12 protein-coding genes are annotated in these 14,284 nt (G+C 61.4%); 10 read left to right on the top strand and 2 right to left on the bottom strand.

Annotation, left to right across the window (positions count from 1 at the left end; genetic code table 11):
- Positions 1-83: 83 nt before the first annotated feature.
- From PY649_RS11485 to PY649_RS11455, 7 genes are all read left to right on the top strand, one after another.
- Entirely contained in the window at positions 84-2,309 is a 2,226-nt protein-coding gene (locus PY649_RS11485) for a primosomal protein N' (RefSeq protein ID WP_285868503.1), read from the top strand.
- A gap of 95 nt (positions 2,310-2,404) precedes the next feature.
- The gene (locus PY649_RS11480) at positions 2,405-2,788 is read left to right on the top strand and encodes an AGROH133_08824 family phage infection protein (protein WP_285868501.1); all 384 of its coding nucleotides are present in this window, start codon (positions 2,405-2,407) and stop codon (positions 2,786-2,788) included.
- Positions 2,789-3,049: 261 nt separating this feature from the next.
- Positions 3,050-3,616, top strand: a complete 567-nt coding sequence (locus tag PY649_RS11475; RefSeq protein WP_285868500.1) for a F0F1 ATP synthase subunit delta — start codon at positions 3,050-3,052, stop codon at positions 3,614-3,616.
- The gene (atpA, locus tag PY649_RS11470) at positions 3,616-5,145 is read left to right on the top strand and encodes a F0F1 ATP synthase subunit alpha (RefSeq protein ID WP_285868499.1); all 1,530 of its coding nucleotides are present in this window, start codon (positions 3,616-3,618) and stop codon (positions 5,143-5,145) included. The genes PY649_RS11475 and atpA overlap by 1 nt, the downstream gene beginning before the upstream one ends.
- A 29-nt stretch (positions 5,146-5,174) precedes the next feature.
- A complete protein-coding gene (locus tag PY649_RS11465; RefSeq protein WP_285868498.1) occupies positions 5,175-6,059 on the top strand; it encodes a F0F1 ATP synthase subunit gamma in 885 nt (294 codons plus the stop codon).
- A 23-nt stretch (positions 6,060-6,082) separates the two neighbouring features.
- Positions 6,083-7,513, top strand: coding sequence for a F0F1 ATP synthase subunit beta (gene atpD, locus PY649_RS11460; RefSeq protein WP_285868497.1), 1,431 nt, complete (start codon positions 6,083-6,085; stop codon positions 7,511-7,513).
- Positions 7,514-7,588: 75 nt separating this feature from the next.
- The gene (locus PY649_RS11455) at positions 7,589-7,996 is read left to right on the top strand and encodes a F0F1 ATP synthase subunit epsilon (RefSeq protein WP_285868496.1); all 408 of its coding nucleotides are present in this window, start codon (positions 7,589-7,591) and stop codon (positions 7,994-7,996) included.
- 150 nt (positions 7,997-8,146) lie between these two features.
- Here PY649_RS11455 and PY649_RS11450 read toward each other — a convergent pair whose 3' ends face one another.
- Positions 8,147-9,052 (bottom strand): LysR substrate-binding domain-containing protein, encoded by a 906-nt coding sequence (locus PY649_RS11450; protein WP_285868495.1) that lies wholly within the window; start codon positions 9,050-9,052, stop codon positions 8,147-8,149.
- A 117-nt stretch (positions 9,053-9,169) separates the two neighbouring features.
- Here PY649_RS11450 and PY649_RS11445 point away from each other — a divergent pair, with 117 nt between their 5' ends.
- The 3 genes from PY649_RS11445 to PY649_RS11435 are packed head-to-tail and all read left to right on the top strand — an operon-like array spanning position 9,170 to position 12,959.
- Complete coding sequence (locus tag PY649_RS11445; RefSeq protein WP_285868494.1) at positions 9,170-10,315, top strand: iron-containing alcohol dehydrogenase; 1,146 nt, start codon at positions 9,170-9,172, stop codon at positions 10,313-10,315.
- Between the two features lies 1 nt (position 10,316).
- Complete coding sequence (locus tag PY649_RS11440; protein ID WP_285868493.1) at positions 10,317-11,816, top strand: aldehyde dehydrogenase; 1,500 nt, start codon at positions 10,317-10,319, stop codon at positions 11,814-11,816.
- Between the two features lie 21 nt (positions 11,817-11,837).
- Positions 11,838-12,959, top strand: coding sequence for a mandelate racemase/muconate lactonizing enzyme family protein (locus PY649_RS11435; protein ID WP_285868492.1), 1,122 nt, complete (start codon positions 11,838-11,840; stop codon positions 12,957-12,959).
- 40 nt (positions 12,960-12,999) lie between these two features.
- On the opposite strand, the gene PY649_RS11430 is transcribed toward PY649_RS11435, so the two are convergent.
- Positions 13,000-14,247, bottom strand: a complete 1,248-nt coding sequence (locus tag PY649_RS11430; protein ID WP_285868673.1) for an acyltransferase family protein — start codon at positions 14,245-14,247, stop codon at positions 13,000-13,002.
- Positions 14,248-14,284: the final 37 nt, after the last annotated feature.

The raw sequence follows: 14,284 nt of genomic DNA, 5'->3' as shown, positions 1-14,284 counted from the left end.
AGTGTGAAGTGGCTTTCGGACGAGACCATGCCGAACCCAAGCCGGGTTTCTTTTTATGACTGCTCGGGGCATGGTCTGGCGCGATGAATAAAGATTCCTCCGATCTGTTCGGCGAGTTGTTCGCGCCCGCAAAACCGACCATGAGCCGCACGGTCCCGGTTCTGGTGCCCATGCCGGCGCCGAAGCCCTATTCCTATGCGGTGCCGGAAGGCATGGCGGTCGAGCCCGGCTCGGTCGTGCAAGTGCCGCTCGGGCCGAGGCAGGTGATCGGCGTCGTCTGGGACGGTGGCGACGAAGGTGGCGTCGATCCGAAGAAGCTGCGGCCGATCAGCCATGTCTTCGACTGCCCGCCGCTCACCAAAGAGATGCGCGATTTCATCGACTGGGTGGCCGCTTATACGCTGTCGCCGCCGGGGCTGGTGGCGCGCATGGCGCTGCGCGCGCCCGCAGCCTTCGATCCTGAACCGATGGTCGAGGGCCTTCGTTTCGTGGGTGGCGCGCCGGAACGGCTGACACCGGCTCGCGTGCGGGTGATGGAGACGGCAAAGGATGGGCTCTCGTGGACGCGTAGCGGGCTGGCGCATGCAGCCGGCGTCTCGCTGAGTGTCGTCGACGGACTGATTTCGCAAGGCATTTTCGAAACCGTATTCCTGCCGCCGCCGCCCGTCGTTGCCAGACCCGACCCGGATTACGTCGCCTCGCGGCTCGAAGGCCCGCAGCGCGAAGCGGCCGATGAAATCCTTACCGAGGTGCACAAGGGCCAGTTTTCCGTCTCGCTGATCGACGGCGTCACCGGTTCGGGCAAGACCGAGGTCTATTTCGAGGCGATCGCGGAGACGCTGAAGCGCGGCAAGCAGGTGTTGATCCTGCTGCCGGAAATCGCGCTGACGGCCAGTTTCCTCGAGCGCTTCCAGGATCGTTTTGGCGCCAAGCCGGCCGAGTGGCACTCGGATCTTGCGCCGCGCATGCGCGAAAAGGTCTGGCGGCAGGCGGTGACCGGCGAGGTCCGGGTTGTCGCAGGCGCACGTTCGGCGCTGTTTTTGCCCTTCGAAGACCTAGGCCTGATCATCGTCGACGAAGAACACGATCCCGCCTACAAGCAGGAGGATCGGGTTTATTACAATGCCCGCGACATGGCGGTCGTGCGCGGCCGCATCGGCGATTTTCCCGTGGTGCTGGTCTCGGCCACCCCTTCGGTCGAGAGCCAGGTCAACGGCCAGAGCGGACGCTACAGCACCATCCATCTGCCGACCCGCTATGGTGATGCGGCTCTTCCGGACTTGCATCTCATCGACATGCGCCGGCATGCGCCGGAGCGCGGCGGCTTTCTGTCGCCGCTGCTGATCCGGGCTATCGGCAAGACGGTGGAGAAGGGCGAGCAATCACTCCTCTTCCTCAACAGGCGCGGCTATGCACCGCTGACGCTTTGCCGGGTCTGCGGGCACCGTTTCCAATGCCCGCAATGTTCGAGCTGGCTGGTGGAGCATCGCTTTCGCGGTCAGATCCAGTGCCATCAATGCGGCTATGCCGAACGGACGCCGGAAGCCTGCCCGGAATGCGGCACGCTCGACCATCTCGTGGCCTGTGGGCCGGGCGTCGAACGAATCGCCGAGGAAGTGGAGCGGCATTTCCCGGACGCACGGACGATCGTGCTCTCCTCCGACATCATGGGCGGCGTCAAGCGGCTGCGGCTGGAGCTCGATGCCATCGCCAAGGGCGAAGCGGATATTGTCATTGGCACGCAGCTCGTCGCCAAGGGCCATAATTTCCCGCTGATGACGCTGGTCGGCATCGTCGACGCAGACCTCGGCCTTGCCAATGGCGATCCGCGCGCCGCCGAGCGGACGTTCCAGTTGTTGTCGCAGGTGACAGGCCGCGCCGGGCGAACCGGCCTGAAGAGCCACGGCCTGTTGCAGACCTATCAGCCGCAACATCCGGTCATGCAGGCGATCGTCTCCGGCGACGCCGGCGCCTTTTACGAGCGCGAGATTTCCGAGCGCGAAAGGGCCGTGTTGCCGCCTTTTGGGCGCCTCGCCTCGATCATCGTCTCCGCTGAAACGCGCCAGGATGCCGAGACCCATGCCCGTGGCATGCGTAGCGCCGCACCGCAGGTGCAGGGCATTGCCGTTCTTGGGCCGGCCGAGGCGCCGCTCGCCCTGGTGCGCGGCCGCCACCGCTTCCGCCTGCTGGTGCACGGCAAACGCAACTCGGACATGCAGGGGTTTCTGAGGGCCATGCTGGCGCAGGCGCCGAAGGAGCGCGGCTCCGTGCATGTGCAACTGGACATTGATCCGCAGAGTTTCTTGTAGTTTCGCGAGACCGACGACTTCTCGGCGTCTTCCCCTATTCGGCCGCTTCATGTCATAAGACGCCGACAATATTAAAAGTGATTTGGGGACGTCCGATGGAGCTTTATTTTCCGACTGACCTCGGCGAGCGGTTTGCCTATTGCTCGGCCGCATTCACGGCGCTCATCGGCCTCATCGCAATGTTCGCGCCGGGCTATACCTATCGTTTCCTCAAGCTGCAGGTGCGTGAAGGGCGACCGGAAGCCTATGCCGAGGGCCGTTCGGCCGGCGGTTTCTATCTTGGTTTCGGATTAGTTGCGATTCTGCTGGCCCAGCCGATGATCTATCTGGCGCTCGGAGCATCCTTTGCGGTTGCCGCCTTTGGCCGCATCCTCTCGATGATGTCGGATCGGGGAAGCGTGATCGTGAACACGTTACTTCTGGTCGTGCAAGCGGTTCTGGCGGCTCTACCGCTTCTCTACGGATTGGGCTATATTTGACCGAAAATGGCTGCTCCTCTGCTGCTATTGGCCGCACTATCCCCATGGTTTTGAATTTTTGCCATCATAAATTCACCCGAATAGCGTATTCGGCCATTACGCGTGTTGCGAGTCTCAATATCCTATGTTAGACGAACCCCGAATTTCGGATGAGGTAGGGGGAAGCTCCTGCTGATTTCTGGGGGAAATCAAAACGAATTCAAGAGCATGTGACTTCCGTCTCGCGGAAGCCGAATTCTTGGGTTGAAATCAGGGAATCTTGTGCCCGTGGCAGACACATCCCAGCATATTTCTGGTGTTGCCGAGCGCTATGCTTCGTCATTGTTCGAGCTGGCTCTGGAGGAGAGCGCTGTCCCGGCAGTGACCGCAGATCTCGACCGGTTCCAAACCATGCTGGATGACAGCGATGATTTGAAGCGCTTGGTCATGAGCCCGGTCTTTTCGGCCGAAGAGCAGGTCGGTGCCGTCCAGGCGCTGGCGACGAAGGCAGGCTTCGGCGTTTACGTCACCAATTTCCTCAAGGTCGTGGCAGGCAACCGGCGCCTTTTTGCGCTGCCGGGCATGATCAGGGCTTTCCGCATCATTGCTGCGCAGCATCGCGGCGAAGTTTCTGCCGAGATCACCTCGGCTCATGCGCTGACTCCGGCGCAGGAAGACGAATTGAAGGCGGCGCTGAAGGGCGTCACCGGCAAGGACGTGGCGATCGCCGTTACGGTTGATCCGTCGATTCTTGGTGGTCTGATCGTGAAGGTCGGGTCCCGTCAGATTGATACGTCTCTTCGTACCAAACTCTCTACCCTTAAGCTTGCATTGAAAGAGGTCGGCTGATGGATATCCGCGCCGCGGAAATTTCCGCAATTCTGAAAGATCAGATTAAAAATTTCGGCAAGGAAGCCGAAGTCTCCGAAGTCGGCCAGGTTCTTTCCGTCGGTGACGGTATCGCCCGTGTCTACGGTCTGGACAATGTTCAGGCCGGCGAAATGGTCGAATTCCCCGGCGGCATCCGTGGTATGGCGCTGAACCTCGAATCCGATAATGTCGGCGTGGTTATCTTCGGCTCCGACCGCGACATCAAGGAAGGCGACACCGTCAAGCGCACCGGCGCGATCGTTGACGTGCCGGTTGGTCCGGAACTGCTCGGCCGCGTTGTCGACGCGCTCGGCAACCCGATCGACGGCAAGGGCCCGATCAATGCGACCCGCCGTTCGCGCGTCGACATCAAGGCTCCGGGCATCATCCCGCGCAAGTCGGTTCATGAGCCGATGTCTACCGGCCTCAAGGCTATCGACGCTTTGATCCCGGTTGGCCGCGGCCAGCGTGAGCTGGTCATCGGCGACCGCCAGACCGGCAAGACCGCTATCATCCTCGACACGATCCTGAACCAGAAGCCCATCCACGATGCAGGCCCGGAAAGCGAAAAGCTGTTTTGCGTTTACGTCGCTGTCGGCCAGAAGCGTTCGACCGTTGCTCAGTTCGTCAAGGTGCTCGAAGAGCGCGGTGCGCTGAAGTACTCGATCATCGTCGCCGCAACGGCTTCGGATCCGGCCCCGATGCAGTACCTGGCACCGTTCGCCGGTTGCGCCATGGGCGAATATTTCCGTGACAACGGCATGCACGCCCTGATCGGCTATGACGACCTGTCGAAGCAGGCTGTGTCCTACCGTCAGATGTCGCTGCTGCTGCGCCGCCCGCCGGGCCGCGAAGCCTATCCGGGCGACGTTTTCTACCTGCACTCGCGCCTCCTCGAGCGCGCCGCCAAGATGAACGATGAACAGGGCGCTGGTTCGCTGACCGCTCTGCCGGTCATCGAAACGCAGGGCAACGACGTTTCGGCCTTCATCCCGACCAACGTGATCTCGATCACCGACGGCCAGATCTTCCTTGAAACCGACCTGTTCTATCAGGGCATCCGTCCGGCCGTTAACGTCGGCCTCTCGGTTTCGCGCGTCGGTTCGTCCGCTCAGATCAAGGCAATGAAGCAGGTTGCCGGTTCGATCAAGGGCGAGCTCGCCCAGTATCGCGAAATGGCCGCCTTCGCTCAGTTCGGTTCGGACCTCGATGCGGCAACGCAGCGCCTGCTGAACCGCGGCGCCCGCCTGACCGAGCTCCTGAAGCAGCCGCAGTTCTCGCCGCTGAAGACGGAAGAGCAGGTTGCGGTGATCTTCGCCGGTGTCAACGGCTACCTCGACAAGATCGCGGTTCCGCAGATCGGCAAGTTCGAGCAGGGCCTGCTTTCCTACCTCCGGTCGGAAGGCAAGGACATCCTCGACGCGATCCGCACCGAAAAGGCCATCAGCGACGCGACCAAGAGCAAGCTCATCGCTGCTCTCGACAGCTACGCCAAGTCTTTCGCCTGATCGGGCCTCACTTCTAGGACGGATACCGGATGCCTTCACTTAAGGATCTGAAAAACCGGATCGCCTCCGTCAAGGCGACGCAGAAGATCACCAAGGCGATGAAAATGGTCGCCGCGGCGAAGCTTCGGCGCGCCCAGGAGGCGGCTGAGGCCGCACGGCCTTATTCGCAGCGCATGGGTGCCGTTCTTGCCAACATCACGGCTGCCGTCAGCGACGCGGACGCCGCGCCGCCGCTGATGACCGGGACCGGCAAGAGCGATGTACACCTGCTGATCGTCTGCACGGCTGAACGCGGCCTTTGCGGTGGTTTCAACTCGCAGATCGCGCGTTTTGCCCGCGATCACGTTCGCAAGCTGACCGCCGAAGGCAAGACCGTGAAGATCTTCACGGTGGGCAAGAAGGGCTACGACATTCTGCGTCGCGAGTTCGCCTCGCTGATCGTCGAGCGCAAGGAATTGCGCGACGTCAAGCGCATCGGCTTCGATAATGCCGATGCCATCGGCACGCGCGTCATCGAAATGTTCGAAAACGGCGAGTTCGACGTCTGCACGCTGTTTTATTCCGAATTCAAGTCGGTCATCAGCCAGGTGCCGACGGCGCAGCAGCTCATTCCGGCGTCTGCTCCGGAAGTAGTCGAAGAAGATGCCGCTCATAAGGGCGCTATTTACGAATACGAGCCGGATGCGGCTTCGATCCTCGCGGACCTGATCCCGCGCAATATCTCCGTTCAGATCTTCCGCGCGCTCCTTGAGAACGTTGCCGGCGAGATGGGCGCGAAGATGAGCGCGATGGACAATGCGACGCGAAATGCTGGTGAGATGATCAACAAGCTGACGCTGAACTACAACCGTCAGCGCCAGGCGCAGATCACCAAGGAACTGATTGAAATCATTTCGGGCGCGGAAGCGCTCTGAGGTTAGGGAAAGAGGGTAAGATTATGGCTGACGCAGCTATGGCCGCAGTTTCGGTCGGCAAGGTTACGCAGGTTATCGGCGCCGTCGTGGACGTTTCTTTCGATGGCGATCTGCCGAAGATCCTGAATGCTCTCGAAACCGACAACAATGGCCACCGCCTTGTTCTGGAAGTCGCACAGCACCTTGGCGAAAATTCGGTCCGCACGATCGCCATGGACTCCACCGAAGGTCTGGTCCGCGGCCAGTCGGTTTCCGACACCGGCGCGCCGATCTCGGTCCCGGTTGGTCCCGAAACACTCGGCCGTATCATGAACGTCATCGGCGAGCCGGTCGACGAAGCCGGTCCGCTGGTGACCGCCCATAAGCGCGCCATCCACCAGGACGCTCCGGCTTACGTCGAGCAGTCGACGGAAGGCCAGATCCTGGTTACCGGCATCAAGGTCGTCGACCTCCTGGCACCTTACGCCAAGGGCGGCAAGATCGGCCTGTTCGGCGGCGCAGGCGTCGGCAAGACCGTTCTGATCATGGAACTGATCAACAACGTCGCCAAGGCGCACGGTGGTTACTCGGTGTTCGCAGGCGTCGGTGAACGTACCCGCGAAGGCAACGACCTCTATCACGAAATGATCGAATCCGGCGTCAACAAGCACGGCGGCGGCGAAGGCTCCAAGGCTGCGCTCGTTTACGGCCAGATGAACGAACCGCCGGGCGCACGTGCACGCGTTGCTCTGACCGGTTTGACGGTTGCTGAAAACTTCCGCAACGAAGGCCAGGACGTTCTGTTCTTCGTCGACAACATCTTCCGCTTCACCCAGGCAGGTTCGGAAGTGTCGGCTCTGCTCGGCCGTATTCCTTCGGCCGTGGGCTATCAGCCGACGCTCGCCACCGACATGGGTCAGATGCAGGAACGCATTACCACGACGACGACGGGCTCGATCACCTCGGTTCAGGCCATTTACGTTCCGGCCGACGACTTGACCGACCCGGCACCGGCAACCTCGTTCGCCCACCTGGACGCAACGACGGTTCTTTCGCGCTCGATCGCTGAAAAGGGCATCTACCCGGCCGTTGACCCGCTTGACTCCACCTCGCGCATGCTCGACCCGATGGTCGTCGGCGAAGAGCACTATGACGTGGCTCGTAAGGTTCAGTCGACCCTGCAGCGCTACAAGGCCCTGCAGGACATCATCGCCATCCTGGGCATGGACGAACTGTCCGAAGACGACAAGCTGGCTGTTGCCCGCGCCCGCAAGATCGAGCGCTTCCTGTCGCAGCCGTTCTTCGTCGCCGAAGTCTTCACCGGTTCGCCGGGCAAGCTCGTCGCGCTCGAAGACACGATCAAGGGCTTCAAGGGTCTGGTCAATGGCGACTACGACCACCTGCCGGAAGCTGCCTTCTACATGGTCGGTTCGATCGAAGAAGCGGTCGAAAAGGCCAAGAAGCTGGCTGCCTGATAGGGCCAATCGAACGGCGCGCGAGGCTTCGTGCGCCGTTGCGTTGAAATAAAGACAATCGAGAAGTGACCGGTCATGGCTGACAATTTCATTTTCGACCTCGTGTCTCCGGAGCGTCTGCTTCTGTCGGAACCCGTCATCGATGTCGTCATCCCCGCCAGCGAAGGCGAGATGACCGTTATGGCCAATCATGCGCCGACGATGACCGCTATCAAGCCGGGCGTCGTCAAGGTGCATTCGGCGACGGGTAAGAAGCAGGATTACGTCGTGTTCGGCGGTTTCGCCGATATCCTGCCGACCGGCTGCACGCTGCTTGCCGAATCCGCAATTCCGGTCCAAGACCTTAGACAGGATGAGCTGACGCGTCGTATCGATATCGCCAAGGCAGAACTTGAAAATGTCGAACATCATGAGCGCAAGTCGCAACTCGAGCATTTCATCATGGAAATGACGCGTCTTCGCGGCGCCATCGGGCAAGATTGATCCGAAAACCCGTTTCGGAACTCCAGACGAGCGGCCCTTCGGGGCCGTTTTTGTCTTTGGGGGTGCCGCGAGAGATGTGGCTCACTATCGTAGCAAATTTGAGGCCCATCCGGCTCGCCAGCGAGATGGACTGACGGCTGTACCCGCCATTTAGACCTGCTGCCCAAGTAGCAGATGGCGGTGTAATTGGCCCGCTTCCGGCGAGAGCGCGCGGAAGCGTGGGGTGCCGAGATAGTAGCCGAATCCGCTTTCGACCCGATCATTTCCGAGCGTGATCAGGGCACCGGAGCGCAAGTGTTCCTCAATGAGCCCGAGACTGCCAAGCGCGATTCCTTCGCCGCGCAAGGCGGCCTCGACTGCCATGATATAGGTAGAGAAGGAAAGCCGCGGCCGCGGCAGCTTGCCCTTCAGCGGGTTGCCGATGCGGCCGAACCACTGGCGGAAGCTGATCCAGTGGGCGTTGAAGCGCTCGTAATCGATCAGATCCAGACTAGCGATATCAGCCGATGTCAACGCCTGTGGTTCCAGGTTGCGGCTGGCCAGATAATCCGGCGACGCGATCGGCACCAGCACCTCCTTCATCAGCAGCGTCAGGTTCCAGCGCGGGTGTTCGCCGGTGGAATAGAGAATGACGAGGTCGTTGGTTTCCGACGCGAGTTCTGATGGCGAGTCCGTCGTCAGCAGGCGAACGGAGATGCCGGGGCTCTCCTTGCCGAAATCCTTGAGCCGCTGCCCGAGCCAGAGATGCGAGACGGAGCCGCTGGCGGCGATCGAAATGATCTCGCCCGTGCCAGCGCGGAAAGGCTCCAGGCTCTCCTCGAGATATTCGAGCGTGGCGCGGACGCGCTGGAACAGCCGCTCGCCATCTGCCGTCAGGGCCAGGTTCCGGCCGCGCCGGGCAAAGAGCGCGGCGCCCAGATGATCCTCCAGCCCCTTGATGCGCCGGCTGACAGCCGCCTGGGTGATATTCAGCTCACGGCCGGCGCGGGAAAAGTTCATCGCGCGGGCTGCGGCATCGAACACGCGGAAGGCTTCCAGTGGAATCTTTTCGAGCATTGGCTCTCCATAACTTCAAATCATCAATATTCCCGATAAATGGCCAGATTTGAAGAGTTGAAATTGTGATGCAGGATTGAGGAACAGAATCTACGGCGTTTTTCCAAGGTGATCCTCGTGTCCTTTTCTATTTCCGCCATTCCAGACATCCGCTTCGGCAGCGGCGCGCTGGCCGGCCTCGCTGCAGCCGCCAAATCCTTCGACGACGTTTCCGCCGCTCTCTTGGTGATCGATACGTTTCTGGCCCGGTCGGGTCTTGCGGACAAGATCAGGGGCGATCTGACGGAAGCGGGTATCGCCGTGCAGGTCTTCTCGGATTTCTCCGGCGAGCCAAAGGTCGCGCACGTCCGCGCGGCGATAGAGGCGGCGAAGGGCGCGGATATGGTGATCGGCGTTGGCGGCGGCTCGGCGCTGGATATAGCCAAGATCGTCGCCTGTTGCGCGGCGTCGGGCGAAGACCCGATGTTCTATGCGCTCGCCGCCAATCCCCTGCCGAAGAACCCGCTGAAGAAGATCATGGTGCCGACGACGGCCGGCACGGGTTCGGAAACCTCGGCCACCAATATATTCGCCGGCCCCGAGGGCAAGAAACTCTGGATTTGGGGGGCCGAAACCAAGGCCGACCTCGTCATCCTCGATCCGGCTCTGACGACCACGCTGCCGGCCGATCTGACCGCCTGGTGCGGCTTCGACGCCTTCATCCATGCCTTCGAGGCGGCGACCAATCGCAATACGCACCGCGGTGGGCAGCTCTATGCGCATCAGGCGCTACGGCTGATCACAGGCGCATTGGAAGTGGCGGTGAAAGAGCCTGGCAATATCGAAGCGCGGGGCGATGTATTATTCGGTTCCTGCCTCGCCGGCATCGCTATCGACAATTGCGGCACGGCGATTGCCCATAATGTCAGCCATGCGCTGGCGGGTCTTGCACCAGTCCACCATGGCCTCGCAACCGTTCTCGGTTTTGAAGCGACATTGCCGTGGCTGGTCGAGGCGAATACGGATGACCTTGCTGCTGCGGCCAAAGCTTGCGGTCTCGAAAACGCGGCAGCGCTGCCTGCCTTCCTCTCCGATTGGATGGACCGCTGCGGTATCGTCCGCGCCCTGCCGGCAGCGTTCATGCCGTTTGCCGCGACCGATCTCGCGCGAGAAATGCGCGCTCCGGAAAACCAGCCGATGCGACGCTCGACCGTCCGCGATGTTACGGATGCCGATATCGACCGCTTCGCCGCTGCCGTCATGGCACTGCCGAAAGGAATATGAGATGACCAAGACTTACACACGCGACTATTGGGAAGGCGTTCTGTCCAGCCTCAAGCTCGAAGGGCGACATTTCATCGATGGTGCCCATCGCGCCTCTTCGTCCGGCGCGACCTTCACTCGCATCCGTCCAATGGATGGCAAACCCGGTGCGGAATTGGCCCGTGGCAATGCCGCTGACGTCGATGCGGCCGTGGCTGCCGCTCGCGCCGCATTTAAGAGCGGTGCGTGGTGCAGGAAGGAGCCTTTGGAAAAGAAAAGGATCATGCTGAAGTGGGCCGAGCTCATCCGTGCCCATGGCGAAGAGCTCGCCATGCTGGAAACGCTTGATGTCGGCAAGCCGGTCATGGCCTCGCTCACTGTCGATGTGCGCCTTTGCGCCGATGGTATCCAGTTCTACGGCGAGATGATCGACAAGATGTATGACGAGATCGCGCCGACGGGGCCGAATGCCCGCGCTTTGGTGCGGAAGGTGCCGCTCGGCGTCGTCGGGGCGATCACGCCGTGGAACTATCCGATGATCATTGACGCCTGGAAGCTGGGTCCGGCGATTGCGGCCGGCAATTCCGTGGTACTGAAGCCGGCGGAACAATCCTCGCTCTCGGCCATCCGCCTGGCCGAACTTGCCCTCGAAGCGGGCGTGCCCGCCGGCGTCTTCAACGTCGTCACCGGCTATGGCGAAGAGACCGGCAAGCCGCTGGCGCTGCATATGGATGTCGACATGATCGCCTTCACCGGCTCGACCGAGGTCGGCAAGCTGATCATGGGTTATGCGGCCCAGTCGAACGTCAAGCGTGTGGCGCTGGAACTCGGCGGCAAGTCGCCGCTGGTCGTCTTCGAAGACGCGGATCTCGATGCGGCGGCGAGTGCTTCCGCCTGGGGCTGCTTCTACAATTCCGGCGAGACCTGCCATGCCTCGACGCGGTTGATCGTGCAACGCTCGGTGCAGGAGAAGCTGATTGCAAAGATCGAGGCGGTCACCCGCTCCGATATCGCGCTCAAGCATCCACTCGACCCTTCCGCCCAGATCGGTGCGCTGATCGAGGAAGAGCATATGAACAAGGTGCTCGGCATGATCGCTGCAGGAGAGAAGGAGGGAGCTCGCCGCGCCTTCGGTGCCGAGCGGGTGCTCAGCGAGACCGGCGGTTACTATGTCTCGCCCGGCGTCTTCGTCGATATGACCAACGATATGAGCCTGGCGCGGCAGGAAATCTTTGGCCCTGTGCTTGCCGCTATTCCCTTCGATACCGAGGAGGAGGCGCTTAAGATCGCCAATGACACGATCTATGGGCTGGCCGGCGCCGTCTTCACCAAGGACATGGATCGCGCTCACCGCTTTTCCGAATCGATCCATGCGGGCACTGTGTGGATCAATACCTACGATATGTCGAATTTTGCCACGCCCTTCGGCGGCTTCAAGCAGTCCGGCTTCGGTCGCGATCGCTCGGTGCATGCGATCGACAAATATTGTGACTACAAGACCATCTGGCAGCAGTTCGGCTGAGGTTTGCGGGGAGGCATGACCATGAGCAAGATCGTTTCCATCGAAATCACCCATCACCGGCTGCCGCTCGATCCGCCATTCAAGGCGAGTTGGGATGGCCGGCCTCGCCGGCATTTCGATGCGACGATCGTTCGTGTCAGGGACGACGAGGGCCGCGAAGGCATCGGTTCCGGCGACCTCATGAAGGGGTTCGAAGGCCACGAGGATCTGTTCATCGGCCAAGACCCCCGGCATCTGGAGCGTCACTACGAGGTCCTGTCGCATATCAACTTCCACTATGGCCGCTGCTGGCCGATGGACCTGGCGCTGTGGGACTTGTCCGGCAGGATCACTGGCGAGCCGGTCTGGCGGATGCTCGGCGGCCGCGCCAGCCGTGTGCGGCTCTATGCTTCCTCCGGCGTGTTGCGCGAGCCGGCCGCGATGGCGGAGCAGGCAGAGCGTTATCTCGAAGAGGGCTTTCCGGCGATGAAGGTGCGCTTCTCTTCATCTGCGGGCGGGCGCAGCAGTTGGCGGGATGATTTGAAGGCCCTGGAGGCGATCCGCGCCCGGGTTGGCACGAAGCTGGAGCTGATGGTTGACTGCAACCAGGGTTGGCGCATGCCCTGGGACACGACATTGCCCTGGACCTTCAAGGACGCCCTGACGGTTGCGAAAGAACTGGAGGAGCTTGGCATCTATTGGATGGAGGAGCCGCTGCACCGCTCGGACCGCAAGGGCATGAAGGAGCTGAAGCAGGCGACTTCCGTGCGCATCGCAGGCGGCGAGATGACGCGTGAGCTCTATGAGTTCCGAGATATCATCGAGGAGCGTGCCTTCGATGTCGTCCAGCCGGACGTGGCGCTGGTCGGCGGCATCACCGGTTGCCGGCGGCTCGCCTACCAGGCGCGCGAGGCGGGTGTCCAATTTACGCCGCACTCATGGACGAATGGTATAGGTGTGCTGGCGAACGCGCATTTGACCGCGGGTGTCGGCGATGCGCCCTGGCTCGAATATCCGTATGATAATCCGGAATGGAGCGAGGCCCGTCGTGACTATCCGATGGCGATGCCGCTCAGGCACGATCAGGGGTGGCTGGATTTGGGCCTATCTCCCGGCCTCGGCGTTGTTCTCGACGAAGAGCGTCTGAAAGCCACCCGCATCTGACCTGATGCTCGGCCATCGTGGTCGAGTTTCGTTTCCCACCTTATCTGCCGCCCAATGGTTTTCCTTGGGCGGCTTTTTTGTCGGATGTGGGCGTCCGGGCTGCCTGCTCGCGCGTGCGAGCCCAGCGAATGACCGGGCGTTCCAGGAAAATGTAGCTGATTGTGCCGATCGCAAAGATGATGACGATCGCGGCGAGGCTCGATGTGATCCACCCGCCAAGTACATCGCTGGAGCCGGTGCCGAAGGTCCGGGGGAAGAGCTGCTTCATCAGCGTCAGCACAATATCCTGCCAGATATAGACGCCGAAGGAGACGGCGGCGACATAGCGGATAAGACTGTTGTCGAGCACTCTTCCCAGAAAGACCGACTGCGGCAGAACGCAGAGGGCGATAGCTGCGGCCAGGGGAAACAGCGGGAATTGATAGGGAATGCCAAGCCAGGCATAGCCTTCCGCTGCGCCACCGATGGACTGCGGCAACTGCCATGCGCCCATGACGATCGCGAGTGCGCCGATGACATCGTAGATTGCCGAGCGGCGGGCCGGGATAATGGTCTGGATTCCCGCTGCCAGCGCTCCGATCGCGAATATCGCGAAGAAGCCGATGGGGTTATAGCGCGGCATCCACTCCTTGGCGCCACCCTGGAAGCCGAATTGCCATCCTCGCCCGACGCTGTCTGTCGGGAGATAGGTAACCACCAGCCAATGGGCGACCAGCGCAGCCGCGATAATGCCGATCCAGAGCAAGCGGCTAACGAGAGCGGAGCGTGATCTCAGCGTCGCATGGAAAAGCAGCAGGAAGCCGATCGGTAGAAGAATATAGCAGGTCGTCTCGAAGGGGATCGACCATAGAGGCCCGTCACCCTGCACCGGAAAAAAGGTGCGCCAGTGCCATTGGCTCATCAGGAAGAAGCCGGCGATGTAGCGGCCGAACAGCTCTCCATCGAGCGGAAATCCATAGACGGTGAAACTCAGCAGGAAGCCGACCGTCAGGGCGACCCAGAAGCCCGGCAGGATGCGGGCAGCGCGGCGCATGGTGTAGATCTTCAGCGAAGGTAACGGCTGGGCTCTGTCCAGCGCCAGCCAGAAGGGGCGCGAGAGAAGAAAGCCGCTAAGAACGAAGAAGACCGAGACGCCGTGATTGCCGAAGCGCGCCAATATGAAGGTCAGGTCCAGCGTCGGGGGGATCTTGTTGAAATCCATCCGGAGCGCCAGATGATGAACGAGCACCATCAGGCACGCGACGGCGCGCATGAAATCTGCTCCTCCCAGACGCGTCTCTTTCTCGATCCTCATCCCGCAGACACCTTCCTCGACACTTGGTTAG

This window comes from Rhizobium mayense, assembly GCF_030272705.1.
Classification (GTDB): domain Bacteria; phylum Pseudomonadota; class Alphaproteobacteria; order Rhizobiales; family Rhizobiaceae; genus Rhizobium; species Rhizobium mayense.
Note: the sequence above shows the minus strand (reverse complement) of the source record. Positions and strands in the feature narration are given on the sequence as shown.

Bases quoted from the DNA above. Each gene is read 5' to 3' on its own strand.
- PY649_RS11485 (WP_285868503.1), top strand. From the start codon at position 84: ATGAATAAAGATTCCTCCGATCTGTTCGGCGAGTTGTTCGCGCCCGCA.
- PY649_RS11480 (WP_285868501.1), top strand. From the start codon at position 2,405: ATGGAGCTTTATTTTCCGACTGACCTCGGCGAGCGGTTTGCCTATTGC.
- atpA (WP_285868499.1), top strand. From the start codon at position 3,616: ATGGATATCCGCGCCGCGGAAATTTCCGCAATTCTGAAAGATCAGATT.
- PY649_RS11465 (WP_285868498.1), top strand. From the start codon at position 5,175: ATGCCTTCACTTAAGGATCTGAAAAACCGGATCGCCTCCGTCAAGGCG.
- atpD (WP_285868497.1), top strand. From the start codon at position 6,083: ATGGCTGACGCAGCTATGGCCGCAGTTTCGGTCGGCAAGGTTACGCAG.
- PY649_RS11455 (WP_285868496.1), top strand. From the start codon at position 7,589: ATGGCTGACAATTTCATTTTCGACCTCGTGTCTCCGGAGCGTCTGCTT.
- PY649_RS11450 (WP_285868495.1), bottom strand. From the start codon at position 9,052: ATGCTCGAAAAGATTCCACTGGAAGCCTTCCGCGTGTTCGATGCCGCA.
- PY649_RS11440 (WP_285868493.1), top strand. From the start codon at position 10,317: ATGACCAAGACTTACACACGCGACTATTGGGAAGGCGTTCTGTCCAGC.
- PY649_RS11435 (WP_285868492.1), top strand. From the start codon at position 11,838: ATGAGCAAGATCGTTTCCATCGAAATCACCCATCACCGGCTGCCGCTC.